Origin of the sequence: Microcosmobacter mediterraneus, from assembly GCF_031846265.1 — a bacterium.
Taxonomy (GTDB): Bacteria; Bacteroidota; Bacteroidia; order Flavobacteriales; family Flavobacteriaceae; genus Microcosmobacter; species Microcosmobacter mediterraneus.
In genome coordinates, this window is sequence record NZ_JAVRIA010000004.1 from 273,277 (window position 1) to 298,843 (window position 25,567).

24 protein-coding genes, 1 other RNA gene and 1 pseudogene are annotated in these 25,567 nt (G+C 31.4%); 15 read left to right on the plus strand and 11 right to left on the minus strand.

Features of this window, described 5'->3' with window-relative positions; genetic code table 11:
• Positions 1-73: 73 nt before the first annotated feature.
• The 5 genes from RM697_RS09425 to RM697_RS09445 all read left to right on the plus strand — a co-directional run bounded on the left by RM697_RS09425 (position 74) and on the right by RM697_RS09445 (position 4,076).
• Complete coding sequence (locus RM697_RS09425; protein WP_311427634.1) at positions 74-1,024, plus strand: isopenicillin N synthase family dioxygenase; 951 nt, start codon at positions 74-76, stop codon at positions 1,022-1,024.
• A gap of 68 nt (positions 1,025-1,092) precedes the next feature.
• Positions 1,093-1,419 carry a translation initiation factor gene (locus RM697_RS09430; RefSeq protein ID WP_311427635.1) on the plus strand — a complete coding sequence of 109 codons (327 nt, stop codon included), beginning with the start codon at positions 1,093-1,095 and terminating at the stop codon, positions 1,417-1,419.
• Complete coding sequence (locus tag RM697_RS09435) at positions 1,419-2,360, plus strand: DUF1835 domain-containing protein (RefSeq protein ID WP_311427636.1); 942 nt, start codon at positions 1,419-1,421, stop codon at positions 2,358-2,360. Before RM697_RS09430 ends, RM697_RS09435 begins: the two co-directional genes overlap by 1 nt.
• A complete protein-coding gene (locus tag RM697_RS09440) occupies positions 2,350-3,219 on the plus strand; it encodes a nucleoside phosphorylase (RefSeq protein WP_311427637.1) in 870 nt (289 codons plus the stop codon). The genes RM697_RS09435 and RM697_RS09440 overlap by 11 nt, the downstream gene beginning before the upstream one ends.
• A 2-nt stretch (positions 3,220-3,221) precedes the next feature.
• Complete coding sequence (locus RM697_RS09445; protein ID WP_311427638.1) at positions 3,222-4,076, plus strand: substrate-binding domain-containing protein; 855 nt, start codon at positions 3,222-3,224, stop codon at positions 4,074-4,076.
• Positions 4,077-4,314: 238 nt separating this feature from the next.
• Here the strand turns inward: RM697_RS09445 and RM697_RS09450 are convergent, their stop codons facing one another.
• Positions 4,315-4,989 carry a uracil-DNA glycosylase gene (locus RM697_RS09450; RefSeq protein ID WP_311427639.1) on the minus strand — a complete coding sequence of 225 codons (675 nt, stop codon included), beginning with the start codon at positions 4,987-4,989 and terminating at the stop codon, positions 4,315-4,317.
• Between the two features lie 56 nt (positions 4,990-5,045).
• On the opposite strand from RM697_RS09450, the gene RM697_RS09455 reads away from it, so the two are divergent.
• From RM697_RS09455 to RM697_RS09465, 3 genes are all read left to right on the plus strand, one after another.
• A complete protein-coding gene (locus RM697_RS09455; RefSeq protein WP_311427640.1) occupies positions 5,046-5,513 on the plus strand; it encodes a nuclear transport factor 2 family protein in 468 nt (155 codons plus the stop codon).
• Between the two features lie 133 nt (positions 5,514-5,646).
• A complete protein-coding gene (locus RM697_RS09460; protein ID WP_311427641.1) occupies positions 5,647-8,244 on the plus strand; it encodes a zinc-dependent metalloprotease in 2,598 nt (865 codons plus the stop codon).
• A 262-nt stretch (positions 8,245-8,506) separates the two neighbouring features.
• Complete coding sequence (locus RM697_RS09465) at positions 8,507-8,845, plus strand: DUF3052 domain-containing protein (RefSeq protein ID WP_311427642.1); 339 nt, start codon at positions 8,507-8,509, stop codon at positions 8,843-8,845.
• Positions 8,846-8,926: 81 nt separating this feature from the next.
• On the opposite strand, the gene RM697_RS09470 is transcribed toward RM697_RS09465, so the two are convergent.
• From RM697_RS09470 to RM697_RS09490, 5 genes are all read right to left on the minus strand, one after another.
• Complete coding sequence (locus RM697_RS09470; protein ID WP_311427643.1) at positions 8,927-9,475, minus strand: 1-acyl-sn-glycerol-3-phosphate acyltransferase; 549 nt, start codon at positions 9,473-9,475, stop codon at positions 8,927-8,929.
• The gene (locus RM697_RS09475) at positions 9,476-10,558 is read right to left on the minus strand and encodes an iron-containing alcohol dehydrogenase family protein (RefSeq protein WP_311427644.1); all 1,083 of its coding nucleotides are present in this window, start codon (positions 10,556-10,558) and stop codon (positions 9,476-9,478) included. It lies immediately after the preceding gene.
• Between the two features lie 90 nt (positions 10,559-10,648).
• A complete protein-coding gene (locus RM697_RS09480) occupies positions 10,649-11,353 on the minus strand; it encodes an HAD family hydrolase (protein ID WP_311427645.1) in 705 nt (234 codons plus the stop codon).
• The gene (gene kdsB / locus RM697_RS09485; protein WP_311427646.1) at positions 11,354-12,082 is read right to left on the minus strand and encodes a 3-deoxy-manno-octulosonate cytidylyltransferase; all 729 of its coding nucleotides are present in this window, start codon (positions 12,080-12,082) and stop codon (positions 11,354-11,356) included. It abuts the gene before it with no gap.
• A 54-nt stretch (positions 12,083-12,136) separates the two neighbouring features.
• Positions 12,137-13,561: an ATP-dependent DNA helicase gene (locus tag RM697_RS09490; protein ID WP_311427647.1), complete on the minus strand. Its 1,425-nt coding sequence runs from the start codon at positions 13,559-13,561 to the stop codon at positions 12,137-12,139.
• Between the two features lie 118 nt (positions 13,562-13,679).
• Here RM697_RS09490 and RM697_RS09495 point away from each other — a divergent pair, with 118 nt between their 5' ends.
• Genes RM697_RS09495 through RM697_RS09505 form a run of 3 tightly spaced genes read left to right on the plus strand, consistent with a single transcriptional unit; the run spans position 13,680 to position 15,757 of the window.
• Positions 13,680-14,408, plus strand: a complete 729-nt coding sequence (locus RM697_RS09495) for a hypothetical protein (protein WP_311427648.1) — start codon at positions 13,680-13,682, stop codon at positions 14,406-14,408.
• Positions 14,409-14,412: 4 nt separating this feature from the next.
• Complete coding sequence (locus tag RM697_RS09500; RefSeq protein ID WP_311427649.1) at positions 14,413-15,216, plus strand: DUF3822 family protein; 804 nt, start codon at positions 14,413-14,415, stop codon at positions 15,214-15,216.
• 1 nt (position 15,217) lies between these two features.
• Positions 15,218-15,757 carry an RsmD family RNA methyltransferase gene (locus RM697_RS09505; protein ID WP_311427650.1) on the plus strand — a complete coding sequence of 180 codons (540 nt, stop codon included), beginning with the start codon at positions 15,218-15,220 and terminating at the stop codon, positions 15,755-15,757.
• A gap of 56 nt (positions 15,758-15,813) precedes the next feature.
• Here RM697_RS09505 and rnpB read toward each other — a convergent pair.
• Positions 15,814-16,151, minus strand: an RNA gene (gene rnpB / locus RM697_RS09510) — RNase P RNA component class A.
• A 160-nt stretch (positions 16,152-16,311) separates the two neighbouring features.
• Between rnpB and dnaX the strand changes: the two genes are divergently transcribed.
• The 3 genes from dnaX to RM697_RS09525 are packed head-to-tail and all read left to right on the plus strand — an operon-like array spanning position 16,312 to position 19,165.
• Positions 16,312-18,030 (plus strand): DNA polymerase III subunit gamma/tau, encoded by a 1,719-nt coding sequence (gene dnaX, locus RM697_RS09515; RefSeq protein WP_311427651.1) that lies wholly within the window; start codon positions 16,312-16,314, stop codon positions 18,028-18,030.
• 19 nt (positions 18,031-18,049) lie between these two features.
• Positions 18,050-18,583 carry a hypothetical protein gene (locus RM697_RS09520; protein WP_311427652.1) on the plus strand — a complete coding sequence of 178 codons (534 nt, stop codon included), beginning with the start codon at positions 18,050-18,052 and terminating at the stop codon, positions 18,581-18,583.
• On the plus strand, positions 18,584-19,165 hold the full coding sequence (locus tag RM697_RS09525; RefSeq protein WP_311427653.1) for a MiaE family protein: 582 nt from the start codon (positions 18,584-18,586) through the stop codon (positions 19,163-19,165).
• A gap of 62 nt (positions 19,166-19,227) precedes the next feature.
• Here the strand turns inward: RM697_RS09525 and RM697_RS09530 are convergent, their stop codons facing one another.
• From RM697_RS09530 to RM697_RS09545, 4 genes are all read right to left on the minus strand, one after another.
• Positions 19,228-19,758: a porin family protein gene (locus RM697_RS09530; protein ID WP_311427654.1), complete on the minus strand. Its 531-nt coding sequence runs from the start codon at positions 19,756-19,758 to the stop codon at positions 19,228-19,230.
• Positions 19,759-19,855: 97 nt separating this feature from the next.
• Positions 19,856-20,761, minus strand: coding sequence for a Ppx/GppA phosphatase family protein (locus RM697_RS09535; RefSeq protein WP_311427655.1), 906 nt, complete (start codon positions 20,759-20,761; stop codon positions 19,856-19,858).
• Between the two features lie 3 nt (positions 20,762-20,764).
• Positions 20,765-22,813, minus strand: a complete 2,049-nt coding sequence (ppk1, locus tag RM697_RS09540; protein ID WP_311427656.1) for a polyphosphate kinase 1 — start codon at positions 22,811-22,813, stop codon at positions 20,765-20,767.
• On the minus strand, positions 22,813-23,298 hold the full coding sequence (locus tag RM697_RS09545) for a SixA phosphatase family protein (RefSeq protein WP_311427657.1): 486 nt from the start codon (positions 23,296-23,298) through the stop codon (positions 22,813-22,815). The genes ppk1 and RM697_RS09545 overlap by 1 nt, the downstream gene beginning before the upstream one ends.
• Positions 23,299-23,644: 346 nt before the next feature.
• On the opposite strand from RM697_RS09545, the pseudogene RM697_RS09550 reads away from it, so the two are divergent.
• Positions 23,645-25,567: pseudogene (locus tag RM697_RS09550) on the plus strand (hypothetical protein); the annotation flags it as partial.

The window sequence follows — 25,567 nt, forward strand, 5'->3', positions numbered from 1 at the left end:
TTTATTTACATCATTTACGTTTCAATGTTTTCGTTACATTTGTAATATTCTTACAATTAAATATTTTACTTACATGGACAGAATTCCAAGTGTCGATCTCAAAGATTTTCTTTCCGGAGATAACGACAGAAAACAAAAGTTTATAAATGAAATCGGTAAAGCCTATGAAGATATTGGGTTTGTGGCTCTAAAAGGACATTTTTTAGATGATGAACTTGTAGATAGACTTTATGGTGAAGTTCGTAATTTCTTTAAACTTCCTGTAGACGTAAAGCGTAGTTACGAAATCCCTGGGATTGGTGGTCAACGAGGCTATGTATCTTTCGGGAAAGAAAGTGCTAAAGGTAAAAAAGAAGGTGATCTTAAGGAGTTTTGGCATTTTGGTCAGTATGTTGAGGATGATGAAGAGCGTAGGAAAGAATATCCTGAAAACGTTGATGTTAAAGAGTTACCAGAGTTTAATAAAGTTGGTAAGGAAACTTACAGAATGTTAGAAAAAACAGCTAAATATGTGCTTAGAGCATTAGCATTGTATGTTGGTTTAGAAGAGACTTATTTTGATAATTTTATTCATAACGGTAATTCTATATTAAGGCCAATTCACTATCCTCCAATTATTGAGGAACCAAAAAATGCAGTTAGAGCTGCAGCTCATGGTGATATTAATCTTATTACACTATTAATGGGAGCTCAAGGACGAGGCTTACAGGTCCAAAATCATCAAGGTGATTGGATTGATGCTATCGCTGAACCAGACGAATTGATGATTAATGTTGGTGATATGTTGTCTAGACATACTAATAATAAATTAAAATCAACAATACATCGTGTTATAAATCCACCAAGAGAACTTTGGGGAACCTCTCGTTATTCTATTCCGTTTTTTATGCATCCAATAAGTGAAATGAAATTAGATGTGTTAGAGAGTTGTATCGATGAGAATAATCCAAAGCAGTTTACTGATATAACTGCAGGTGAATTTTTAAATGAACGTCTTGTAGAACTTGGTCTTATAAAAAAGTAGATAGTCACGGTGATTAGTCTTTTTATGACAAATTACGACTGCGTACTTCACTTGAAAACTAAAAAACAATGGATTTACAAGATCAATTAAAAAACCTGTTTCCTGACCATAAAATCGAAGAACAAGATAATACTAAAGATACGTCTAACGTTTGGTTACAAGATGAACCGATTATTTGCAAGTACGAAAAACGTAAAGGTAAACCTGTGACTATACTTGAAGGCTATAATGGTGCAACTTCAGATTTTAAAATCTTAGCTAAAGACATAAAAACTATGCTAAGTGTTGGAGGTTCGTTTAAAGACGACAAAATTATTATACAAGGAGACTACAGAGATAAAATCATGGCTTTTTTAAAAGACAAAGGCTTTAAAGTAAAACGCGTTGGAGGCTAATGAAAAAAAAACCACTTCATATTACAAATGGTAGCAGTCTTACCAGTTATTTAAATGAGCTCGACTTTAAAGGCCATTTTCTCACTTGGCACGAAATGCTTTGTGAAGGACCAACAGAGGTAAAGATTAATACTGACAGTTACCTCTCTAAGAGAAAACAGTTTCTAAATGAGTACTACGATATAGAAATTGATGAATACGAATTTAAAAATGAATTACATAAGCTAGATAATACTGACCAATATTCTGAGATTATTCTTTGGTTTGAGTATGATTTGTTTTGTCATATAAATCTAGTCGCTGTTATTAGTCTACTGATTCAAAAAAAGAATGCTGTTCCAATTTCTTTGGTATGTAGCGGAAGAATTGCTGGTGAGGATAACCTCAAAGGCCTAGGAGAATTAAGTGCTGAGCAAATTGACCAGCATTTTAAAGAGAGAATTCTCTTAACTGCAGAAGACATTGAAATTGCTAAAGATGTTTGGAATGTTTATTGTGGTCAGGATCATAACTTATTAAAACCTTTTATAACAAAAAAATCTTCATTCCAATATTTAGGTTGTTGCCTTAAAGCTCATCTTAAACGATTTCCAGATTCTAAAAGCGGTTTAAGCACACTAGAGTTCAATATATTGTCTTTATTAAATACGTATGAGATAAAGTCTAGGCATCATCTTTTAGGATATGCTTTAAACTATCAAGGCTACTATGGGTTTGGAGATATGCAATTATCGAGAATGATAGATAATCTTTCCATATTTATAACAGAAGACAATGCGCGTTTAATTCTCAACAGAAAAGGACATGAAGTGTTACTCTATCATCGAAATTATGCTTTGGATGTAAATGATAATATGACCTTTGGTAAGATTGATAGATTAGATTTTCAGTTTAATAAGCAAGAAAATAAACTTATAAAAACGGTATTGAATGCCTATTAAAGATTCAGAACTCATATTAAATGACGATGGTAGTGTTTATCATTTAAGTTTAAGACCAGAGCAAATTTCAAATACTATTATTACTGTTGGTGATCAGGATCGTGTAGAGGCTGTAACTCGCTATTTTGATTCTATTGAGTTTAAGGTCCAAAAACGAGAATTCCATACACAAACTGGTTTTTATAAAGGGAAACGTCTTACAGTAATATCCACAGGTATTGGTACAGATAATATAGATATTGTATTAAATGAATTAGATGCATTAGTTAATATAGATTTGTCTAATAGAGAAATTAATAAAAATCTTATATCGTTAGATATTATAAGAATAGGTACCTCTGGCTCTATACAAAAGGATATTCCTGTAGATTCTTATTTGATAAGTGAAAAAGCAATTGGATTTGATAGCTTGTTACACTTTTATCGAGCTAAAAACATTCAAGATCTTAATTTTACTAAAGCTCTTGTTGTACATACTAATTGGGACAAATCTAAGTCAAATCCCTATGTCGTCAATGGTAGTGAGATATTAATTAGTAAACTGTCTTCACAAAAAACGGTTTTGGGTTGTACTGCAACTAACGTTGGTTTTTATGGGCCACAAGGTAGAGTGTTGCGTTTGCCACTTCAAAACAATGAATTAAATCAAAAACTATCAAGTTTTAATTATAACGGAAAAACCATTACCAATATGGAAATGGAAACAGCTGCAATCTATGGGTTAGCTAAGCTTTTAGGACACAATGCTATATCTATGAATGCCATAATCGCTAATAGACCTTTAGGTCAGTTTAGTGAAAACGCTAAGTCTGTTGTTGATAATTTAATTAAATACACTTTAGATAAACTTGTTGAATAAATATGAAGAATGTTAGAATTGGTGGTGTTCCTGAGCATTTTAATTTAGCGTGGTATCTTACGCTTAAAAATGGCGAATATAAAAATGAAGGCATTAATTTGAGATGGAAAGATTATTATGGAGGTACAGGCGCTATGTGCAAAGCACTTAGAGACAATGAAATTGATATTGCAGTTATTTTAACCGAAGGCATTATTAAAGATATTATAGCAGGAAATCCTTCTAAAATTGTTCAGACTTTTGTGCAATCGCCTTTAATTTGGGGAGTTCATGTAGCTGATCATTCTAAGTTTAAAACAGTACAAGATATAAAGGGAACAAGAGCTGCTATAAGTAGGTTTGGTTCTGGATCTCACCTTATGGCATATGTAAATGCAGAACGCAATGATTGGGATTTAGAAAAGGATCTAAAGTTTGAAGTTATTAAAAATTTGGATGGCGCTGTTGAAGGTCTAGCTAAAGGTGATGCAGATTACTTTATGTGGGAAAAATTTACCACTAAACCTATTGTGGATGATGGTGTATTTAGAAGAATAGACGAATGTCCTACACCATGGCCATGTTTTGTAATTGCAGTAACCGAATCTTTTATTAAAAATCATAAAGACGATTTAAAAACTATTCTAGATATTATTAATAGTACAACTTCAGAGTTTAAAGTTATTCCTAGTATAGATAGAACGATAGCCAATAGATACGACCAACAATTAGAAGATGTTAGAGAATGGTTATCAATTACAGAATGGTCACAATCTTTAATAGATAAACAAACCATAGAGCTTGTTCAAAATACCTTATTAAGCTTAGATATTATTCCTAAAAAAGTGAGTTATACTCTTTTAACCGAAAAAATTTAAGTTCATCGATTTAAAGGGCTATTATTCAATTATTTATCACTAAAATTTCTGTATGATAAAAAATTAGTTAAATTTGTTTAACACAATTTAACTTTTGTCTCAAATAAATGTGCTAGTATGATATTGAAAATTACTCTAATCTTATTGTCTTTAGTTGTACTAAACTTTCTACTACTATTTTTAAGCTGTAACAAAACACCTAAGAAACCTACTGTCTCTAAAACCATTCAACCAAAACCTAAAGTAGAGACCAATCAATTGGCTGAAAATCAGCTTGCTCCAACAGGGAGTTAGTTTTACTAAAGTGTTTATTACCAAACCAATACCCTCTATTTGCACTCAAAGGCGAAGGATGACCACTCGTTAAAATATAATGCTTATTAGTATCAATAAGTTTTGCTTTCTTTTTGGCAAAACCTCCCCATAATAAAAATATTTTATGTTCTGAATTCTCAGAAATTGCTCTAATAACAGCATCTGTAAATTTCTCCCAGCCTTTGTTTTGATGACTTCCTGCTTTATGTGCTCTTACTGTTAACGTAGCATTTAAGAGTAATACTCCGTGTTTAGCCCAAGATTCTAAATTGCCAGAACTAGGATAAGGAATATTCAAATCTGTATTTAGCTCTTTAAAAATATTAATTAATGAAGGTGGAAATGAATTACCATCATTTACCGAAAAGCATAAACCATTAGCCTGACCAATGCCATGATAAGGATCTTGACCAATAATAATAACTTTAAGAGCACTGAAAGGACAACTATTAAATGCATTAAAAATGAGGTTGCCAGGAGGAAAACAACGGTTAGTCTTATACTCTTCTTTTACAAAATCTGCAAGATTTTTAAAGTAAGGTTTTTCAAATTCATGTTTCAGCAGTGCTTTCCAACTTTTTTCAATAGTTACATCCATATTGCAAAAATATTAAATCCAATTATTCTGAGCTATTGTTTATCTTTATTGACATTATGAAAAATGTCATTGAAAAATTTTACGAAGCATTTAATAATAAAGATGCTAAAACCATGATTTCATTTTATAACGATGATATTGTTTTTAAGGATCCAGCATTTGGAACATTAAAAGGTGAGCAAGCAAAAAACATGTGGTTGATGCTATGTCAATCACAAAAAAACAACGACTTTAAAGTAACAGTTTCTAATATTAAGTATGCTAAGAATGAGGCTACAGCACAATGGGAAGCCTTCTATATTTTTAGTAAAACTGGGCGTAAAGTGCATAATAAAATTAATGGGCATTTTATTTTTAAAGACAATACTATCATTAGCCATATTGATGATTTTAACCTACACAAATGGGCTAAGCAGGCATTAGGTTTTAAAGGTTGGCTTCTAGGCGGAACTTCTTTTTTTAAAGATAAACTTCAGAAGCAAACTAACACGCTATTAAAAACCTTTGAAAAAAATCAGCGTTAAATACTATTTATTAAAAACGAATGTTATATGAAGAGGTAATTATTTAACATTTTTTAATGACTATCAATTCTATAGATTTTTTACCTTTTCAGAGTTAAATGAACAACTAATATCAATATAAATTATCACTAGTATGACCAAACAATTTAAGTTAGTAAAGCGAGTAGCTATGCTATTACTATTGTGCTTATTTTTAATGCCACAACAAGCAGAAGCGCAAAGAAAAAAGAAAAAACGTAAAAAGGATGATAAGACTGAAGCTGCTGCTCCAGTTCCTAAGAAGCCTAAAGTAAAATCTATTTCAGATTTAGTAAAGAAGAGTAAAAAAATAGAAGGTCTATTTACAATTTACCAAGACACTGTTACTGGTAGTTTACAAATGGTAGTTTCTGAAGATCAACTTGGTAAAGAGTTTATACATTTTAGCCAAATAGCCAATGGTGTAACAGATGCTGGCGCATTTAGAGGATCATACAGAGGTTCTAAAGTTTTTAAAATCAAAAAGTATTTTGACAAATTAGAGTTTGCAACTCAGAATACCTCTTATTATTTTGATCCCTCAAATGCTATTTCAAGGTCTAAAGACGCTAATATTTCAGAAGGTATCATGGCTACTGCTAAAATAGAAGCACATGACAAAGAAACAGGTTTGTATCTTATAAAAGCTGATGGTATATTTTTAAAGGAAACCTTATCTCAAATAAAGCCACCTCGTTTTCCAGGTCAATCGCCTTTTGCATTTTCACTAGGTAATCTTGATAAGATGAAAACCAAGGTGAATGCTATTAAGAATTATCCAGAGAATACAGATATGGCTGTAGATTATGTGTATTCTAAATCATCTGTTTTAAATGGAGGTTCTGCAGCTGTTACTGATGGACGTAATGTAAGTGTTACTGTTCATCATAGCCTTATTGCTATGCCAAACAATGATTATCAAACTAGATTAGATGATCCTAGAGTTGGCTATTTTTTAACTCAAGTAACAGATCAAACAGATACAGGTTCCATACCTTACAGAGATTTAGTGCACAGATGGCATCTAAAAAAGAAAGATCCTAATGCGGCAATTTCTGAACCAGTTGAACCTATAGTTTGGTGGATGGAAAACTCTACTCCTGTTGAGTGGAGAGAAACCATTACTAAAGGTGTTTTAGAATGGAATAAAGCCTTTGAAAAAGCAGGATTTAAAAATGCTATGGTTGTTAAAATGCAACCAGACGATGCCGATTGGGATGCAGGCGATATTAGATATAATGTATTACGATGGACCTCCTCTCCTAACCCTCCTTTTGGTGGTTATGGACCAAGCTTTGTGAATCCAAGAACTGGACAAATATTAGGAGCAGATATCATGTTAGAGTACGTACACTTTACTAATAGAGTTATGTACGATAAGTTATTTGATCTTACTACTGAAACTAAGGCCTTTGATCCTAATGACTATATGAAAGATGATAAGCTCTTTTGTTCTCTAGGACATGTAATGCATGAGAATACCATGTTTGGACAAGCTGTGCTTGCAGCAGCAAATGCAGATGATCTAGAAATGGAACGCATGAAAAAAGAAGCAATGATTGCTTTAATTATGCATGAAGTTGGGCACACTTTAGGTTTAAACCACAACATGAAAGCTAGTCATACTTTAAGCCCTGAAGAACTATCAAATCCTGAATTTATTAAAGGAAAATGCCTTACTGGTTCAGTAATGGATTATGCAGGTATTAATCTTACTAAAGACAAATCTAAACAAGGTCAGTTTTATGATACCTCAGTTGGACCTTACGATGTTTGGGCAATTCAGTTTGGATATACACCATTTAAAAATGATGCAGAGCGTAACACGTTATTAAATCAATCTACAAAACCTGAACTTATCTTTGGAAATGATGCAGACGATATGCGTGCCCCAGGTAAAGCAATAGATCCAAGAGTAATGATTGGTGATCTTTCTAACGATCAGATTGGTTATTCTATTGATCGTATAGAATTGGTTAATGATTTGATGCAAAATGTAAAGTCTAAATTTGTTAAAGATGGTCAATCTTACCAAGAGTTAAGACGAGCTTATTATATTTTAAGTGGTCAAAGAAATATTGCTACTGGTGTGATTTCTCGTTTTATTGGTGGTGTATATGTAGATAGAGCTATGGCAGGACAACAAGGCGCTACACAACCTTACACTCCTGTAAGTTTAGAAGATCAGAAACGTGCTATGAATGCATTAGCAAAATATACATTTGCTCCAGATGCATATAATGCGCCAAATGACTTATACAATTATTTAGCATTACAAAGACGTGGTTACAACTTTTTTGGTGGACCAGAAGATCCAAAAATTCACGCACAAGTATTATCGTATCAACGCAATGTGCTAGCTCATATTTTACACCCAAACACATTACAACGTATATCTGACTCAGAATTGTATGGTAATAAGTACTCAATATCTATGTTTCTGACAGACCTTAATAATGCCATTTTTAAAGCTGATATATATGGCAATGTAAATTCGTTTAGACAGAACTTACAATTAGAGTATGTAAATGGATTAATCGCTGGTCTTACAGGAAGACAAAGCTCACGTTACACTCATGCTGCTAAATCCATGATGTTATACAATTTAAAGACTATTAGAGCAATGGCAGCACCAAGTGGGAATATTGCTTCTAAAGCACACAAACAACATTTGAGAACTCGAATAGATAATGCTTTAAAAGAAATTAAATAATTATTTACTATAATTGATATATTAAAAACGCCATTGTTTATAATACTGTGGCGTTTTTTATCTTATAACGAAAGCTACTTCTATAAGAATAAAAGTAGCTTTAGATTAATAGCAAATGTTGAATGTTTCTTTTTAGGGACCTGATGGTTTACTTTATGTTTCATTCATCATAGATACTTAATGTAAATCAAAATGCATGCCATATTAGAATCGCTATGGTCTATATAGCGAATAAATAACTACATTTTCGAAAACTTAAAAGATGGCTTCAGGATACTCTAAAACACCCTTAGAAAAGAAACTTGGTTTAAAAGACAATTTTAAAATCTTACTCTATAACCAGCCTAAATATTATTTCAGCTTATTTAATGAAATACCTAATGGAATAGAACAATTAGAAGACATTAACGATAAGTCTGCAGACTTTATACATATTTTTTGTAAAAACTTTAAAGACTTAGAAGCTAAAGCTAACTTCTACAAAACAGCCTTAAAGTATAGTGGTGCATTTTGGGTGAGTTGGCCAAAAGCAAGTTCTAAGATAGTAACCGATTTAAAACGAGAGCCAGTAAGAGATTTCCTCTTAAGTATTGGTAGTTGATGTTAAAGTAGCGGCAATAGATGAGCATTGGAGTGGCTTAAAATTTATGTATAGACTTAAAGATAGGAAGTAATATCTCTTCTAAGAATACTCAGGAATTTTCCCTTTTACACCTTTATAGAAAGCTTTCATAAATTTAAAATCTGCTTCTACATTATCTGTTGGATAAAAAGGTTCTGAAACCTTATTTTGTTTATTTTCAAAATCTAAAGTAAACATAATGATAGGCACTTTTGCAGCTTTAGCAATGTAGTAAAATCCTGTTCTCCACTCCTCTACTTTTTTTCTTGTACCTTCTGGAGCTAATGCTAATCTAAACTCATCTTTATCATTAAACAACTTAGCAATAGCTTCAACTTTATTTTGCCTAGATGTTCTATCAATTGGTGCTCCACCTATAGCCTTAAAATACCAACCAATTGGCCAAGTAAACAGCTCTTTTTTACCAATAAAATTTGTTTTTACTCCAGTAACTTTTCTGAGATATATACCAATAAAAAAATCGTGCCAGCTTGTATGAGGCACTGCAATAATAACGCATTTTTTAATAGTGTCTTTTGAGAAATTAGTGTTACCTGTAACAGTCCAACCTAGAATTTTAAAATAAATGAATTTGGCTAACCAGCGCATTTACATCTTTTTATATAAAGATATTAGTTTTTCTCTGCTTATTTTTTGTTTCCATTGCTTACCTAGAGCATTTTCCCACAATGGTTCTAAACTTAAAGCAATATCAATCATTATATTGAATTCATTATCGTCTAGATCTCTACAAATATTTTGTGGAAGATCAATCTTATGCTTAGCTTTCATGTCTTTGAAGAGCTTTACATCTTCTGGATAAAATTCTGAAAGATGATCAAAAACAATACAATTTCCTATACCATGTTTGGTTCCTAATAAGTATGATAAACCATAGCTCATGGCATGAGCCACACCAACTTGAGAGTAAGCAATACTCATACCACCATGCCAAGAGGCCATCATTAACTTGTCTTGCGATTCTTTTTCAGAAAGATTATTCTCTAAGAATATTTCTTTACAGAGTTCATAGGCTTTTTCACCATATGTTTTACTAAATGCATTAAGGTATGTTCCGTTTAAAGATTCTACACAATGTATAAAGCAATCCATGCCTGTATAAAACCATTGATTGGTAGGTACATCTTTTGTAAGTTCTGGATCTAAAATAACCTGATCAAAAGGTGTGAAATCTGAGTTTATACCTAATTTTTTTTCTGGTCCTGTTAATACTGTAGTTCTAGAAACCTCAGAGCCAGTTCCAGAAATAGTAGGAATGCCTACATGATATATTGCAGGAAATTTTACTAAATCCCAACCTTGATAATCTTTTGCCAAACCTTCATTGGTTAGCATAATTGCAACTGCTTTGGCTAAGTCTAGGATTGTACCTCCTCCAATACCTATTATTCCTGAAGGTCTATCGTTGTGTGATAGAATTAATTGCTCTACCAACTCATCTACTTGGGAGGTCTTAGGTTCTTCATCAGCAGAAATATATATAATTTCATCCTTATAGGCTAAAGGTATTCTAGATGTAAGCCACGAATTACCTTTAAACACATCATCCACTAAAAAGATAAACGGAGCTTTTTCATTTAAACGCATAGGCTCTAAGATATCGCCTAATTGATTAAAGCTTCCGCGTCCAAAAATAACTCTGGACACCATTGGATAATTTTTATATGCCATGTATTATATTTCTTTAACAAAAATAAAAACTTAGTTCTTTTAATCTAATGAATTGAGATTATTTTCAAGTTTTTAAATAACAATTAGTAATTAATTAAAATATTTCAATACTTCAGAAATTGAAGAAACTGTACTGTACGCTTTTCCTTCAGTTTCAGAAATTGTAACTTTTTCATGAGCCCAAGTGGTATGAAAAGGTACATGTATGGCCTTAGCACCAATGTTTATTAAAGGCAAAATATCACTTTTTAATGAGTTGCCAATCATTAAAAATTCATTTGGGTCAATGTCTAAATGATCTAAAAGGGTATTATAATTTTGTTCTTTTTTATCACTCAAAACTTCAATATGATGAAAATAATTTGCTAAACCAGATTGGTCTAATTTGCGCTCTTGATCTAAAAGGTCACCTTTTGTGGCTAATATGAGTCTATAGTTTTTAGAATATAATGTTTTAAGTACATTTTCAATACCATCTAAAAGTTCTAGGGGTTTATTAAGCATGCGCTTACCAATATTTAGTATTTCAGAAATAATTGTACTCTTAACTTCTCCATCAGAGAGTTCTATAGCCATTTCTATCATTGACAACATAAAACCTTTAATTCCATAACCATAAAGTGGAAGGTTTTTTAGTTCCATTTTATATAACTCTTGGTCAATTTTATTTAGAGTTTCATATGATGTGAGTAATTTAGCAAACTCCACCTCTGCATTTCTAAAATAAGTTTCGTTTACCCAAAGGGTATCATCTGCATCAAAGCCTATAACTTTAATATCTGAAAAATCTCGCATCTACTCCCAAAGTTTTTTAGCACGTTCTAAATCTTCAGGTGTATCAATTTCTACACCTTGAACGGAAGTTTCAACCATTTTTATACGCTTTCCGTATTCTAAATATCGTATGCATTCTATTTTCTCTGAAGCTTCTAAAAATTGCATCTTTAAATCTGTAAACTCTAACAAGGCTTCTCTTCTAAATGCATAAATACCTTTATGTTTAAAATATTTAGCATTGACATGCTTATCTCGTGGAAATGGAATTGGACTTCTAGAAAAATACAATGCAAAGTCATTTTGGTCCGTTATAACTTTTACAGTATTTGGGTTTGAGATTTCTTCCCAATCTGTTATCTCAACCATCAGAGACGCTAAATCTATAGTCTTATCATGGTCATTCTCAAATACTTTTAAGACTTTCTCTAAACTTTCTCGTTCTGTAAATGGTTCGTCACCTTGAACATTGACAACAATATCGCAATCAATAGTAGCAACAGCCTCAGCTATCCTATCACTTCCAGACTCATGCTCTTTAATACTCATTATGGCCTTGCCTCCATTATTTACAATTTCGTTATAAATAATATCGCTATCTGTTACAACATAAACCTCACTAAATAAATTTGTAGCTACTGTAGCTTCGTAAGTTCTTTGAATTACAGTTTTACCAGCAAGATGTTGCATGAGTTTACCAGGGAATCTAGATGCTGCATAGCGAGCCGGAATCATAGAAATTATTTTCATCTACTCATTTTATGATTTCAAAAATACGGCTTTTTTAATTCAGTATAGCGTGATCTATTCTAGGAAAAAATCATCTTTAAATCCTATGAGGTATAATTTACTTTTTGCCCTAGTCACAGCTGTATACAACCAACGAACATAGTCTTTATCTATACCATTTGGTAAATAAGGCTGTTCAATAAAGACAGTATTCCACTGACCACCTTGAGATTTATGACAGGTAATAGCATAAGAAAATTTAACCTGTAAAGCATTAAGATGCTTACTTTTCTTAACCTTTAAAAACTTTTTGTAATTAGAAGTTTCGTCACTATGATCCTGAAGTATCTCTTGATAGAGTTTATTAGAATCTTCATAGGTCATTGCTGGAGTTTCAGAGCTAAGTGTGTCTAGTATAAGAACGGTTTCAAAAGGACGCATTTTAGGATAATCTACCATCCTAATTTTTACTTGCGCAAATCTAAAACCATAGAGTGATTCTAACTTAAAAATTTCTAAAACCTCTATAATATCACCATTGGCTATAAAACTTGCTTCTGAAGTTGGTTTTAGCCAATGGTAATTATTCCGAACGACCATTAAAAAATCACCTGCGCTCAATTCACTCTCCCTAAACATTATTCGGTTTCTAATTTGCTGATTATAGAGATTAGCGCGTTTGTTACTTCTAACAATAATACAGGTTTCCTCATGGCCTAAATCGCTATAAGAATCATTTATAGCATCCATAATGTCATGACCATCTATAAGTCTAATAATGTCTTTGAAACCTGCTAATTGAAATTGAAACCCTTCATAAAATTTACTAGACAAAGTTTCTCTTAACAAAGTAGCGTTAAATAGTATGCCAGAATCTTCCTCTTGTCTAACAACTTCATCGAGTTCAATATTATTAACGTCTTTATTGTAATTAAGAGCTAATTTTTCTGCTTCTAGAGCTGGCGACATATCCATTTTAACAGGTGGCAACTGCGCAGTATCACCAACTAATATAAGTTTGCATTTATGACCAGCATATACAAATTGCATAAGGTCATCTAATAGAGATCCACTTCCAAATAACTTGGCTTGGCTTGGTACATCTGAGATCATAGAAGATTCATCTACTATAAAAATAGTATCTCTATGTCTATTAGGTGCAATGATAAAAGATATTTTACCAGATTTATCTGTACGTGCTGTATATATTTTTTTATGAATTGTAAAGGCTTCTTTCCCTGAATAATTAGAAATAACTTTTGCAGCTCTACCAGTTGGTGCCAATAAAACAGCCTTTTTTTTGGTTTTCCAAAGATTAGTAACTAAAGCACCAATAATGGTGGTTTTACCTGTACCAGCATAACCTTTTAATACATAAAGTAAATTAGAGTTATTACTAAAAATAAACTCTGATAATTGCATTAAAACACGATCTTGTTTAGAGGTAGGCTGAAACGGAAATTGTTGTTTTAAAAGTGAATAATAGTCCGAAGCCGTCATAAAATGACAAAAATGTTTATAATTTGTTCAAATATAGAAATGATTTTTGCAGCTAGGTATTTTTACCAACAAAAAAAAATTGTAGATTTGCGAAAGACCTTAATAAAACAAACTAACTATGTTAAAAATTATTATTGGTATTGTAGTTGTTATTCTGCTTACCATTGCAATTGTTTGGCTAATTGATAAATATGTGCCAAGAAAACTAAAACCTGTAATCAATATATTACTTTGGATTGGTATCATCCTTCTTGGTTATTTAACGTTTATGTCAGTTTATGAAGAAATTGAATTTAATAAAATTAAAGAAGACCGTTATAAAGTAGTCATCGATAAACTTGTTGACATTAGAGATGCGCAGCTTGCTCACAAAACGGTTACTGGTAAATATGCTAATAATTTTGAAAACTTAGTTAGATTCATAGACACTGCAGAATTTACTATTACTCAACGTAGAGATACAACGGTTTTAGATGTTGAAGCAACTAAACGTTATGGTGGTGTTGAAACTATGAAAACTTTAATACTTATTGACACTTTAGGTACTTCTTCTGTTAAAGATTCTTTATTTGGTTCTGATGCACGCTACAAAACTATGATGAATGTTCCTGTAGGTGAAGTAGGTGCCAAATTTCAAATGAAAACTGGCGATATTGAAGGTATTCCTGTATTTGAAGCAAAAGTTGATAAGAAGGTTATTTTAAGTGATCAACCTAATAATCTAGTAAGAAACGAGGAACAAGTCCAATCTGTTGATGGTGTTAATGGACCTGTTGTAAAAGTTGGTTCGTTAGACGAAGTTAACACCAACGGTAACTGGCCAAAAAATTATACTAATAAAGAATAAAGATTTGACTACTAAAAGTATTAAAGAATTGTCCATTCAAGTTAATTTGAATGGACTTTCTTTTTGTATTTTAAATAGAACGGATAACTTAGTTGAGCTACTGGAAGAATTGCCATTAGACTCTAAAGTAACTCCTTTTAAAATTTTAGAAATTTTAAAAGAGTTTTTAAATACTCACAATTTAATTTCAAAACAATTTTCTGAGCTTATAATCATTCATCATAATGATCTTTCTACGTTTGTTCCTAAAGAATTATTTGATGAAAAGCATAGTGCAGACTATTTAAAGTTTAATTCAAAAATTTTAAAAACAGATTATATAACTCATGATGAAATAGTAGTAAACAACTCTGTAAACGTTTATGTACCTTACATAAATATTAATAACTATATTTTTGAGACTTTTGGAGAGTTTACATACAAACACGCTTCTACAGCTCTAGTAAACAGCATTTTACAATCTAGCATAGATACAGATCCATTAGTGTTTTTAAATGTTAATAGAACAACATTTGATTTTGTAGCCATTTCAAAAAAAGAGTTATTACTCTACAATTCTTTTGAATTTTATACTCCTCAAGATTTCATTTATTTTGTGCTTTTTACCATGGAACAGTTAGGTTTAGATCCTAACGAAGTAAACATCAATTTATCTGGTCAAATTAATATGCATGATGATTTATATGAGATTTTATATACCTACGTTCGTCATATAGAATTTGTTAACGAATTTTGCTCTTATGATTTTAATGAGACTACATGTAAAGAGAGTCTTCATCAGCATTATTTAGTATTAAATAGTTTTTAGAATGCGCATCATCTCTGGTGAATTTAAAGGTCGAAAAATAACTGCTCCCAAGAAATTACCAGTTAGGCCAACAACTGATATGGCTAAAGAAGCCTTGTTTAACATCTTAAATAACCAGTATTATTTTGATGATATTATGGTTTTAGATTTATTTGCAGGAACAGGGAATATTAGTTATGAGTTTGCTTCTAGAGGCACTGATAAAATTACTGCTGTAGACTCGTATTATGGATGTATAAAGTTCATTAGTGAAACAGCGTCGTCTTTTAAAATGAATATTTCTACAATTAAAAGTGATGTTTATAAATATTTGCAGCACACAAAACAAGATTTCGATATTATTTTTGCTGATCCACCTTATGATTTTACAATAGAGTCTTTTGGTAAAATACCAGAATTAATTTTTGAAAATAAAATACTAAAGGAAAATGGACTATTAATCCTTGAACATTCCAAGCATACTAATCTAACTGATCTAAAACACTATTCTTATTCTAAGAGTTATGGCGGAAATGTGTTTAGTTTTTTTGAAAATACTTAAAGATTACTTTTTATAATTGGAAAACCCTTTATGTGTTAACAAAAAGGGTTTATTTATAACTAAGTAAATCTATAAGCCGAATTCTGTATACTTTTCTTTTTGAGAAAGGAATTCTTAAAAAGAAAAGATCCTTATCATTTATCTACAGTTACTGTTACCAGCAACCTTTAGCTGCCTACCCTCTAGCGTTGCGCGAGCAGCACTTAAATGCTAGTTTACATGACATTGCACCACATAGAGTTTACCTGGTTTCACTACAGCATTACCTGTACTTGCTTTCTGTTGCACTTGTCCTAATCTTTCGATTGATGGCTGTTAGCCACTATGTTGCTCTTTGGTGTTCGGACTTTCCTCCATCTCGAAATCTCGAGACAGCGATAAGGCGATTTACTTATTTGCAAAGTTAAGTACTTTGTTTTTAAAATTATTATAACTTAAAATTAAATAATATTTTGATTCTTCTAAGAAGATTTTGTTAATAACTCCTACTAATTACAAGGACTTAGATTCTTATATTTATGGTTAATTTTTAACTTTGTTATTCAATTTTTTCAATGGAACACTTTGTAGTATCTGCACGTAAATACAGACCACAAACCTTTAAGGATGTTGTTGGTCAGCAGGCTATTACAAATACGCTACAAAATGCCATTGATAATAATCATTTAGCTCAAGCCTTATTGTTTACAGGACCACGAGGAGTTGGTAAAACTACTTGTGCACGTATTTTGGCAAAAATGATAAATAGTGATGGTGCAGAAACTGAAGACGAAGATTTTGCCTTTAATATTTTTGAACTCGATGCTGCCTCTAATAACTCGGTAGATGATATACGTAATCTTACTGATCAGGTTCGTATACCACCACAAGTTGGTAAGTATAAAGTTTATATTATTGATGAGGTACACATGCTCTCGCAAGCTGCATTTAATGCTTTTTTAAAAACATTAGAAGAACCGCCTAAACACTGTATTTTTATTTTAGCTACCACAGAAAAGCATAAAATAATTCCGACTATACTCTCTCGTTGTCAAATATTTGATTTTAAGCGTATAACTGTAAAAGATGCAAAATCATATTTACAATATATTGCCCAAGAGCAAGGCATAGAAGCTGAAGATGATGCACTACATATTATTGCTCAAAAAGCAGATGGAGCTATGAGAGATGCACTCTCTATTTTTGATAGAGTTGTGAGTTTTTCAGGAAAAAAATTAACTAGACAAGCCGTTACAGAAAACCTCAATGTATTAGATTACGACTCGTATTTTAAAAGTACAAACCTCATTTTAGAGCATAAAATTCCTGAGCTATTAGTTCATTTTAACACCATTTTGTCTAAAGGTTTTGATGGTCATCATTATATAGCAGGATTGGCAAGTCATTTTAGAGACTTATTAGTTTGTAAAAATCCTTCTACGATTGAGTTATTAGAAGTCGGCGAACAAACTCAAATTAAATACCAAGAGCAATCTTTGTTAGCTTCCCAAGAATTTTTAATAAAAGCTATTGAATTAGCTAATGCGTGTGACTTAAAGTATAAAACAAGTAAAAATCAAAGACTATTGGTTGAGCTTTGTATTATGCAATTGGCCTCTATCAGTTTTGATGGAGAAAAAAAAAAGGGTAATCGGTTTATAATTCCACCTTCTTATTTTAAATCTAAAGGTATAGCTCCTATTCCTATTTCTAAAGAAGATCCTCAGACTGAGCAATCTATAATAAAAGAAAATATAGTATTAAATGAAACTCAAGATGAGACAGTTACTGCTGTAGAAGAACCTATTATTGATGTCATAATTAAAAAGCCAACAAAAACAGCATCAGGACTTTCTCTAAGTAGTATTAAAAAGAAAAAAGAACATCTTATTAGGCAAATGGATGTTGTTATTGATGAGGATGATTTGCCACAAGATAATTTTTCAGAAGAACAACTTATCAGTATTTGGAATACCTATGCCAAGCAATTAGATGACAATGGTGAAAAAATTATGGGATCTATTCTTCAAATGGATACACCAACGCTTAGAGATGGTAATATACATATTGAGTTATCTAATGCTACTTTAAAATTAGAATTAGAGCGAGCGCAATATCCATTAATGAAGTTTATTAGAAAACAACTTAATAATTACAACGTTAAATTAGTTATTACTGTAAATGAAGAGATTGAAAAAAAATATGCCTTTACTACTGCTGAGAAATATGAAAAGCTAAAGGAGAAAAACCCAAACTTAGAACTACTTAAAAATATATTTGGATTAGATGTGTAAGCTTAAAAACATTATTTTTTTGCTTGTAATTACAAGTATTGTAATTTTTAATTGCGAAGGACGTAAGACTCAAAGTCAGGCTTTAAAGGAAAGTTTAGAAGCTTATAAAATAAAAACTATAGTAACTGAAGATACTTACGTGCCAGAGTTATATTCTGAGGTAAAAATTGATTCTACTTTAACTAATGGATTTTATGTTAGTGTAAAAAACTATACCAATATGCACCAAGCGTATACCATTTCTAAAAGGAAAAATAATATCTTAACCTATACACATTTTAGATCTTGGATATCTGATCTTAAAGTGACTTTTAATAATCAAGATATCGTAAATACTTTAATCGATGATGACTTCATAGATAATATTACTAATACTCATGAGTATTCTTCTTTTAGATACAGTCATCTAGAGGTTTTACAAGAAAAAACTGCATCAGATTCTATACGATTAAATGTATATGCACTAAAACCTCAGACAAAAGACTTTCTTGTCTATGAGTTAGAAATATTGAGTAATGGCACCATAAAACTTCAAGATATAACCCTTATATAAATGCTAGGATTAAAACTACCAACAGATCCACGTTGGGTAAATATTGTAGAAAAGAATATTGAAGACATATTAACAGACCATGCTTATTGTGAGCAAAAAGCCGCAAGTACTGCTATTTCACTTATTGTAAGTTTTCCTGAGTATACAGAGCTAATACAAGAGATGATAGCTTTAGTAAAAGAAGAAATTAGTCATTTTAAAATGGTGCATGATATTATCTTAAAACGCGGTTGGATCTTAGGTAGAGATCGTAAGGATGATTATGTAATTACGCTTTTAAAATTCTTTCCTAAAGGTGGAAGCAGAACAACACAACTAGTTCACAGATTGTTATATGCAGCACTTATTGAAGCTAGAAGTTGTGAACGTTTTAGGTTATTATCTGAAGAGCTTGAAGATAAAGAACTGGCAGAATTTTACAGAAAACTTATGGTTAGCGAGGCTAACCATTATAGTATGTTTTTAGGATTTGCAAGACGTTATGGAGACAGAAAAGAAGTTGATACAAAATGGCAACAATTACTTGATTATGAAGCTTCTATTATGAAAGATTTAAGCAAACGAGAAACCATACATGGATAAAACAAAAGCTCTAGCATTACACTAGAGCTTTCTTATTATCAATTCATTGCTGAATTAATAGCTTAAATTTTATAGTTTATTCCAAACTGAATGACACCACTCTTAGCTTCAGGAAAACCAGGTTTATCATCAAAAACATTAGAAAAACCATAGTTATATCTAGCGTCAATAGCAAAATCGTCTGTTAGTTGGTATTCAATATAACCAACACCAGAAAATACAACGTTTTTGAATCCATCATCTTTTTTATTCACTTTAAGACCAGCTTGAGGACCTAAACCTACTCCAAGTTTTTCGAAAAATGTATATTTTAAAATTACAGGAAGGTTTAGATAATCGTTCCTAAATCCTTCTTTGTTAGAGCCTTCACCAGAGAATTGTAGTTCTGGTACAAGTGCTAAATTTTCAGTTAATCCATATTCTACAAATACACCAAAAACGAAACCATTTCTGTGCTCATTTCTGTTAATTGGTGTGTCTTTATAATCCATGTTAGATACAGACATGCCACCTTTAACACCATATTTAATATCTTGTGCTTGAAGAATTGTTGTAGTTAGTAAAAATACTAATACAGTAATATAAGTTTTCATAGTAAATTGATTTGAGGCTGTGAATATATATTTTATTCCTAATAAATATCTTAATTAATGGATGTTTAGCTCAAAAAAAGTGATTAACTGTTAATTTTTAGAGTTCTAAACTAGAAATGGTTTTCTGATATATACTTTTAATGATTCCATCAGACAGTCCTATTTTTGGGACATATATGTGTTTAGCATTACTCCATTTCATAGCAGATAAATAAATTCGTGTAGCAGGTATTATTACATCAGCTCTATCTTGATTTAGGTTTAAATCGGTAATACGCTCTTCATAAGAATACTCTTGTAGCATTTTGAATAAAGAACTCAAATAAAAATACGTTAAAGGTTCTCCCATTGACTTACCAGAGATCTTGAAAATTTTATTAATATTTCCACCAGAACCTATAAGTTCTATTTTATCATAGTCTTTTGTTTTTTCTTTTATCCAATCTTCTAAGTCTCGCCATGTAGAACTTGATACAATATCATTTAACAGACGAACTGTACCAATTCTAGCAGATTTAGAAGCTATTTTTTTGCCCAAATGAATCACAGTAAATTCTGTACTTCCTCCACCAACATCGACATATAAATAGGTTTTATTATCATCTATATATTCATGTAAATCTGTTGCTGCTATTATTGCTGCTTCTACTTCACCATTAATAATATCTATTTGTATACCACTCTTATCTTTTATTATATTTCTTAGCTCATTTCCATTATTTGCTTCTCTCATAGCAGATGTAGCACAAGCTTTGTAGCGTTCAACTTTATGTGATTTCATAAGCAACTTAAAGGCAATCATTGTGTCTATGAGTCTTTTTTTGTTTTCTAATGAAATTTTTTCGTTTAAAAAAACATCTGCTCCTAGACGAATCGGAACTCTTACCAAGGAACTTTTTTTAAACCTTACAGGTTTGCCTTCTTGTTTTATTATATTAGAGATGAGTAATCTAACAGCATTAGAACCAATATCTATAGCTGCGTATTTTATGATTTGTAGCATGTATTATTGTTGTTCTAAATAGTAATTGTAGGTTTTAAATTGAGCTCTAACTTTATCTTTATTATTGCGTCTATATGAATTGTCTTGCTCAGCATTTAGAATTCTAGCTTTAGTATTATCATTCCAGCAAATATCAAAAATATCCAATAACTCCTTTTTAATGTTATTGTCATAAATAGGACAAGACACTTCCACTCTATTTTCAATATTTCTAGTCATCCAATCGGCAGAAGATATATAAATTCTAGGATCATTATTATTTCCAAAAATATATAATCTGGTGTGCTCCAAAAATTTATCAATAATACTAATAACTTCTATATTTTCACTCATTCCTTTAATTCCAGGAATTAAACAGCAAATACCTCTTACAATCATTTGAATTTTAACTCCAGCTCTACTTGCTTCATAGAGTTTGTCTACCATTTTATAACTAGAGATACTATTCATTTTAAGCTTTATATAAGCGGGTTTTCCTTGTCTAATATTAGCAATTTCATTATCAATTAAAGCAAATAATTTAGTTTTGGTATAGTGTGGAGATGTAATAATGTGCTTATATCTATAGATTTTATAATTAATTTCAAAGAAATTAAATACTTTGTTAATGTCTTTTAAAATTTTATGGTTTGCCGTAAACAAGGTAAAATCTGTGTAGATTTTAGCAGTAGATTCATTAAAATTTCCTGTGCTTATAAAGCCATAACGTTTTAAGCTTTTACCTTCTAACCGCTCAATGATACACATTTTACTGTGCACCTTTAAGCCTTCTATTCCGAAATGAAGTTTAATGCCTTCAGCTTGCATTTGCTCAGCATAGTCAATGTTTGCTTGTTCATCAAAACGCGCTCTTAACTCAATTGAAACTGTCACTTTTTTACCATTTTTTGCAGCATTTATTAAAGAACTTGCTACATGAGAAATTTGTGCTAATCTGTAAATAGTAATCTTAATGGTTTTTACACTTGGATCTAAAGCTGCTTCTCTTAAAAACTTTACGATATATGAAAAGGTATGATATGGTGTATAAAGTAAATAATCTTTATCAGCTATAGCATTAAAGATATTATTCTCTAAGCTTAATCCTTTTATTGATAATGGCGTAATTTTATCGTAGAGTAAATCTTGTCTTCCTAAGCTAGGAAAACTCATGTAATCTCGTCTATTATGATAACGTCCACCTGGAATAATACTATCTTTTGAGTCTATGCCCATTTTATTGAGTAAATACTCTAAAGTTTCTAAGTCTATAGTGTTATCATATACAAAGCGAATGGGTTCACCAACTTGTCTATGCTTTACACTATCCGATATTTTTTTAATAAAACTCTTAGAAAGATCACTGTCAAAGTCTAATTCGCCATCGCGAGTAATCTTAACCATATGTGAGCTAATAGATTTATAATTGAAAATGCTGAAAATATCATTTAAGCAATATCTAATAACATCGTCTACCATAATAATGTAATCTGTACCATTTTCATTAGGTAGAACAACAAATCGTTCCATTTGTCTAGAAATTTCAATTAAAGCAAATTGATTTTTACCATTTAACAATTCCATTTTAATGGCTAAATAAGCTGTAGTATCTTTAAGAACAGGGAGTTCTATAGCATCATTAAGAATTATTGTAACTAAAGCTGGACTTACTTTTTTTAGAAAATAGTCTTTTATAAAAGATTGTCTATTAGGATTAATTTCAGTCTCATTAATAATATGAATATTTTCTTTTTCTAATTCTTCCTCAATAGTATTTAAGATTTTTAGACTCTCACTTTGATGTCTTATAACAACTTCTGTTATTTTATTGAGTAAATCACTAGCTTTTATACCACCTAGAGCACTCTTTCCGCCTTTTCCTGCTTCATCAATTCGTTTTACTGTAGCATACCTTACTTTGAAAAATTCATCTAAATTATTAGAAAATATTCCTAAAAAGCGTAAACGTTCAATTAATGGAACTGTTTCGTCTGCAGCTTCTTGCAGTACTCGAGCATTAAATTGTAGCCAGCTAAGTTCTCTGTTTATATATGTGTTATTCTCTTTTGTCATTATTTTAAATCTCTAGGGAAAATGGTAAAACGTGTTGTTCCTTTAGAAATATCTTTCCAAGAATCTGTTTCAAAATCTATAACTACTAATCCTGCAGTAGGAAGATTATCTATAAAACGATTTCCAAATATATTAGAAATTGTAGTAAAAGCATGGTTGTGTCCAAAAATGATAACATTATTATAACTATCAGCAAGTGTTTTGATGTAACCTGTTACATTTTGTCCTCCAAAATCATATAATTCTTCGGTGATAATGATATCATTTGGATTTATTTTAACTGTATCTACAAATAATTTGCAAGTAGATAATGCTCTATTGGCAGGACTAGAAATTATTCTATTTAATACAATTTTTTTGGTTCTAAAATGCTCTGAAACCCTTATTGTATCTTTAATTCCTCGATTTTTAAGTGGTCTTTCTTTATCAGAAACATCAAATTCCCAAGAAGACTTTCCGTGACGCATTAATACTAATGTTTTCATATTACGTATCGATTAAATGCATTTTTTTTCGATAAAATGTTGCATAATTCCGTTTTAACGAGTATTTTGGCACCTTTAACATTTATATTTGGCTGACGATGCCTATATAAGTTTTTTTGTTATCGTAAAATTAATATAATGACCCCAAATCAGAAACATATTAATCAATCCATTTTCGCATTACTAGTTAATGCACTTCCCTCTTCTATACTTTATATGTTCTTTAGGTCACAGCCTAGCTTGTGTCTAATTAATAATTTTTATGAAGTATAACAATTTAAAATAACATCGCGTAGCGAAAAAACATTGTTAATAACAGTTGCCTAGTGCAAAAAAAGTAAACATTATGGGAAAAAAAGTTACCCTATCTTTTTTCAATTGTGTTTTAGTTAGTATAGTATTTATAAGTTCTATAACTACTGCTAATGCTCAACAACCAAGTGAATCGCAAGACTGGCCTAGTTCTAATAAATATTCTTTGGAATATATTAAAGCTTATAAAGCCGAGTTAAAACAGAGAGCTGCTCAATACCAAATCAATAGAGCAGAGAGAAGAATGGATCCTATGCCAAATCCTGTTGGCACATGTAACGTTATTACCTGTGGCGAATTCAACGGAAATGATATGACTCCAAATTTAAACGGTTCAGATCAAGTTCAGATTGGTGTTGATGGTAGTTTATATTCCGACGATGTACTTTATGATTGTTGGAATGATACTGGTACAGTAGATTGGTCTGAAGGACAATATATCTCCTATTCTAATGAGAATGCTGCTATTGATACTCCTGCGATTATCTCGCCATCACCAAATGGTGGTGGATTTTCTATTTTCTCTTTTAGAAATGAAGCGATAAGACAAGATTTAAATGTATTACCAAATGCAACTTATACAGTATGTTTTGAAATTGCTGTTATTCCTAGATATAGTAATTTTGATGGATCGTTTGCAGACTTTATTCCAAACTTGCAGTTTGGTATAGGTAGTGGAGGAACTCAAATTACAGATCCCTTAACCTACACTCATAATGATTTAAATATACAACCAACTTCTGCTTTTCCTACACAATTATCAAACGCAACTACTGGACCTTTTCAAAATGCAGGTGGTTGGACCGAAATTGATCCTTTTTGGGAAACAGTTTGTATTACTTTCCAATCTGACGCTTCTGGAAGTGTTGAAGTTTTTTATCAGACTGGTAATCCAGGACGTTCTGCTGTTTTAGTAGATGGTTTAAGATTAAGTTTAGAAGGATATGCTAATCCTCCAGAATTAACAGTAAAGGGTGAAGTAACAACAAATGGTGAACAAACTTTTTGCGATGATAATATTAATGTAAATTTGAATGACTATGTAACCTCCACTGGTCCAGCTGGCTCTGTATTAACTTGGAGTACTAATGCTGATCCAATGGTAACTGCCGATCATTTATCAAATACTACAGTTACAACACCTGGTACATATTATGTGTTTTTCTATAATCCAGACGATAATTGTGCCTCACCAACTGCTGCATTAACATTAGCTATTTCAGATTTAGATGCTAGTATAGATTCATTAGCTAACATTGATTGTGATGGAAATAATAGTGGTTCAGTAACAATTGCTGTAACTGGCGGAGAGTCTCCTTATGAATTTTCAATTGATGATGGAACAACCTATCAATCTTCATCAACTTTTAATGATCTAGGTCCTGGTGATTATACAGTAACAGTCAAGGATAGTAATTTTAATGAATGTATAGTTACTGTAGATTTCACAATCACTACTTTAGATGATGAAAATCCTACTGCTTCTAATCCAGATCCAATATCTATAGAATGTCCTTCAAACGTTCCAACTCCAGATATAACTGTTGTTACTGATGAAGCTGATGATGAAACTGCAAATCCTACAGTTGAATTTGTATCTGATGTCTCAGATGGAAACACATGTCCAGAAATAATTACGAGAACATATAGTGTTAGTGATGATTGTGGAAACTCTATTACTGTAGAACAGATTATTACTGTTAATGACACAACAGCACCTACTTTTACAGTACCATCAAGTATTGTAATAGAATGTGATCAAGATTCTAGTGATCTTACTTTAACAGGAGATGTAACAGATGAGGCAGATAACTGCGATACAGGTTTAGAAGCCACCTTTACAGATAGTGTTGCAGATGGTGCTTGTGAAAACGAATCTATCATCACAAGAACATGGACTTTAACAGATGCATGTGATAATACAACAACACAGGTACAAACCATTACTATAGAAGAC

Excerpts from the sequence above, each read along its gene's own strand:
- RM697_RS09495 (WP_311427648.1), top strand. The coding sequence starts at position 13,680 with ATGTTAAAAATTATTATTGGTATTGTAGTTGTTATTCTGCTTACCATT.
- RM697_RS09470 (WP_311427643.1), bottom strand. The coding sequence starts at position 9,475 with ATGCGCTGGTTAGCCAAATTCATTTATTTTAAAATTCTAGGTTGGACT.
- RM697_RS09490 (WP_311427647.1), bottom strand. The coding sequence starts at position 13,561 with ATGACGGCTTCGGACTATTATTCACTTTTAAAACAACAATTTCCGTTT.
- dnaX (WP_311427651.1), top strand. The coding sequence starts at position 16,312 with ATGGAACACTTTGTAGTATCTGCACGTAAATACAGACCACAAACCTTT.
- RM697_RS09440 (WP_311427637.1), top strand. The coding sequence starts at position 2,350 with ATGCCTATTAAAGATTCAGAACTCATATTAAATGACGATGGTAGTGTT.
- RM697_RS09480 (WP_311427645.1), bottom strand. The coding sequence starts at position 11,353 with ATGCGAGATTTTTCAGATATTAAAGTTATAGGCTTTGATGCAGATGAT.
- RM697_RS09475 (WP_311427644.1), bottom strand. The coding sequence starts at position 10,558 with ATGGCATATAAAAATTATCCAATGGTGTCCAGAGTTATTTTTGGACGC.
- RM697_RS09465 (WP_311427642.1), top strand. The coding sequence starts at position 8,507 with ATGGCTTCAGGATACTCTAAAACACCCTTAGAAAAGAAACTTGGTTTA.
- RM697_RS09460 (WP_311427641.1), top strand. The coding sequence starts at position 5,647 with ATGACCAAACAATTTAAGTTAGTAAAGCGAGTAGCTATGCTATTACTA.
- RM697_RS09450 (WP_311427639.1), bottom strand. The coding sequence starts at position 4,989 with ATGGATGTAACTATTGAAAAAAGTTGGAAAGCACTGCTGAAACATGAA.
- RM697_RS09425 (WP_311427634.1), top strand. The coding sequence starts at position 74 with ATGGACAGAATTCCAAGTGTCGATCTCAAAGATTTTCTTTCCGGAGAT.
- kdsB (WP_311427646.1), bottom strand. The coding sequence starts at position 12,082 with ATGAAAATAATTTCTATGATTCCGGCTCGCTATGCAGCATCTAGATTC.
- RM697_RS09430 (WP_311427635.1), top strand. The coding sequence starts at position 1,093 with ATGGATTTACAAGATCAATTAAAAAACCTGTTTCCTGACCATAAAATC.
- RM697_RS09455 (WP_311427640.1), top strand. The coding sequence starts at position 5,046 with ATGAAAAATGTCATTGAAAAATTTTACGAAGCATTTAATAATAAAGAT.
- RM697_RS09445 (WP_311427638.1), top strand. The coding sequence starts at position 3,222 with ATGAAGAATGTTAGAATTGGTGGTGTTCCTGAGCATTTTAATTTAGCG.
- RM697_RS09435 (WP_311427636.1), top strand. The coding sequence starts at position 1,419 with ATGAAAAAAAAACCACTTCATATTACAAATGGTAGCAGTCTTACCAGT.
- RM697_RS09525 (WP_311427653.1), top strand. The coding sequence starts at position 18,584 with ATGCTAGGATTAAAACTACCAACAGATCCACGTTGGGTAAATATTGTA.
- ppk1 (WP_311427656.1), bottom strand. The coding sequence starts at position 22,813 with ATGACAAAAGAGAATAACACATATATAAACAGAGAACTTAGCTGGCTA.
- RM697_RS09505 (WP_311427650.1), top strand. The coding sequence starts at position 15,218 with ATGCGCATCATCTCTGGTGAATTTAAAGGTCGAAAAATAACTGCTCCC.
- RM697_RS09545 (WP_311427657.1), bottom strand. The coding sequence starts at position 23,298 with ATGAAAACATTAGTATTAATGCGTCACGGAAAGTCTTCTTGGGAATTT.
- RM697_RS09535 (WP_311427655.1), bottom strand. The coding sequence starts at position 20,761 with ATGCTACAAATCATAAAATACGCAGCTATAGATATTGGTTCTAATGCT.
- RM697_RS09530 (WP_311427654.1), bottom strand. The coding sequence starts at position 19,758 with ATGAAAACTTATATTACTGTATTAGTATTTTTACTAACTACAACAATT.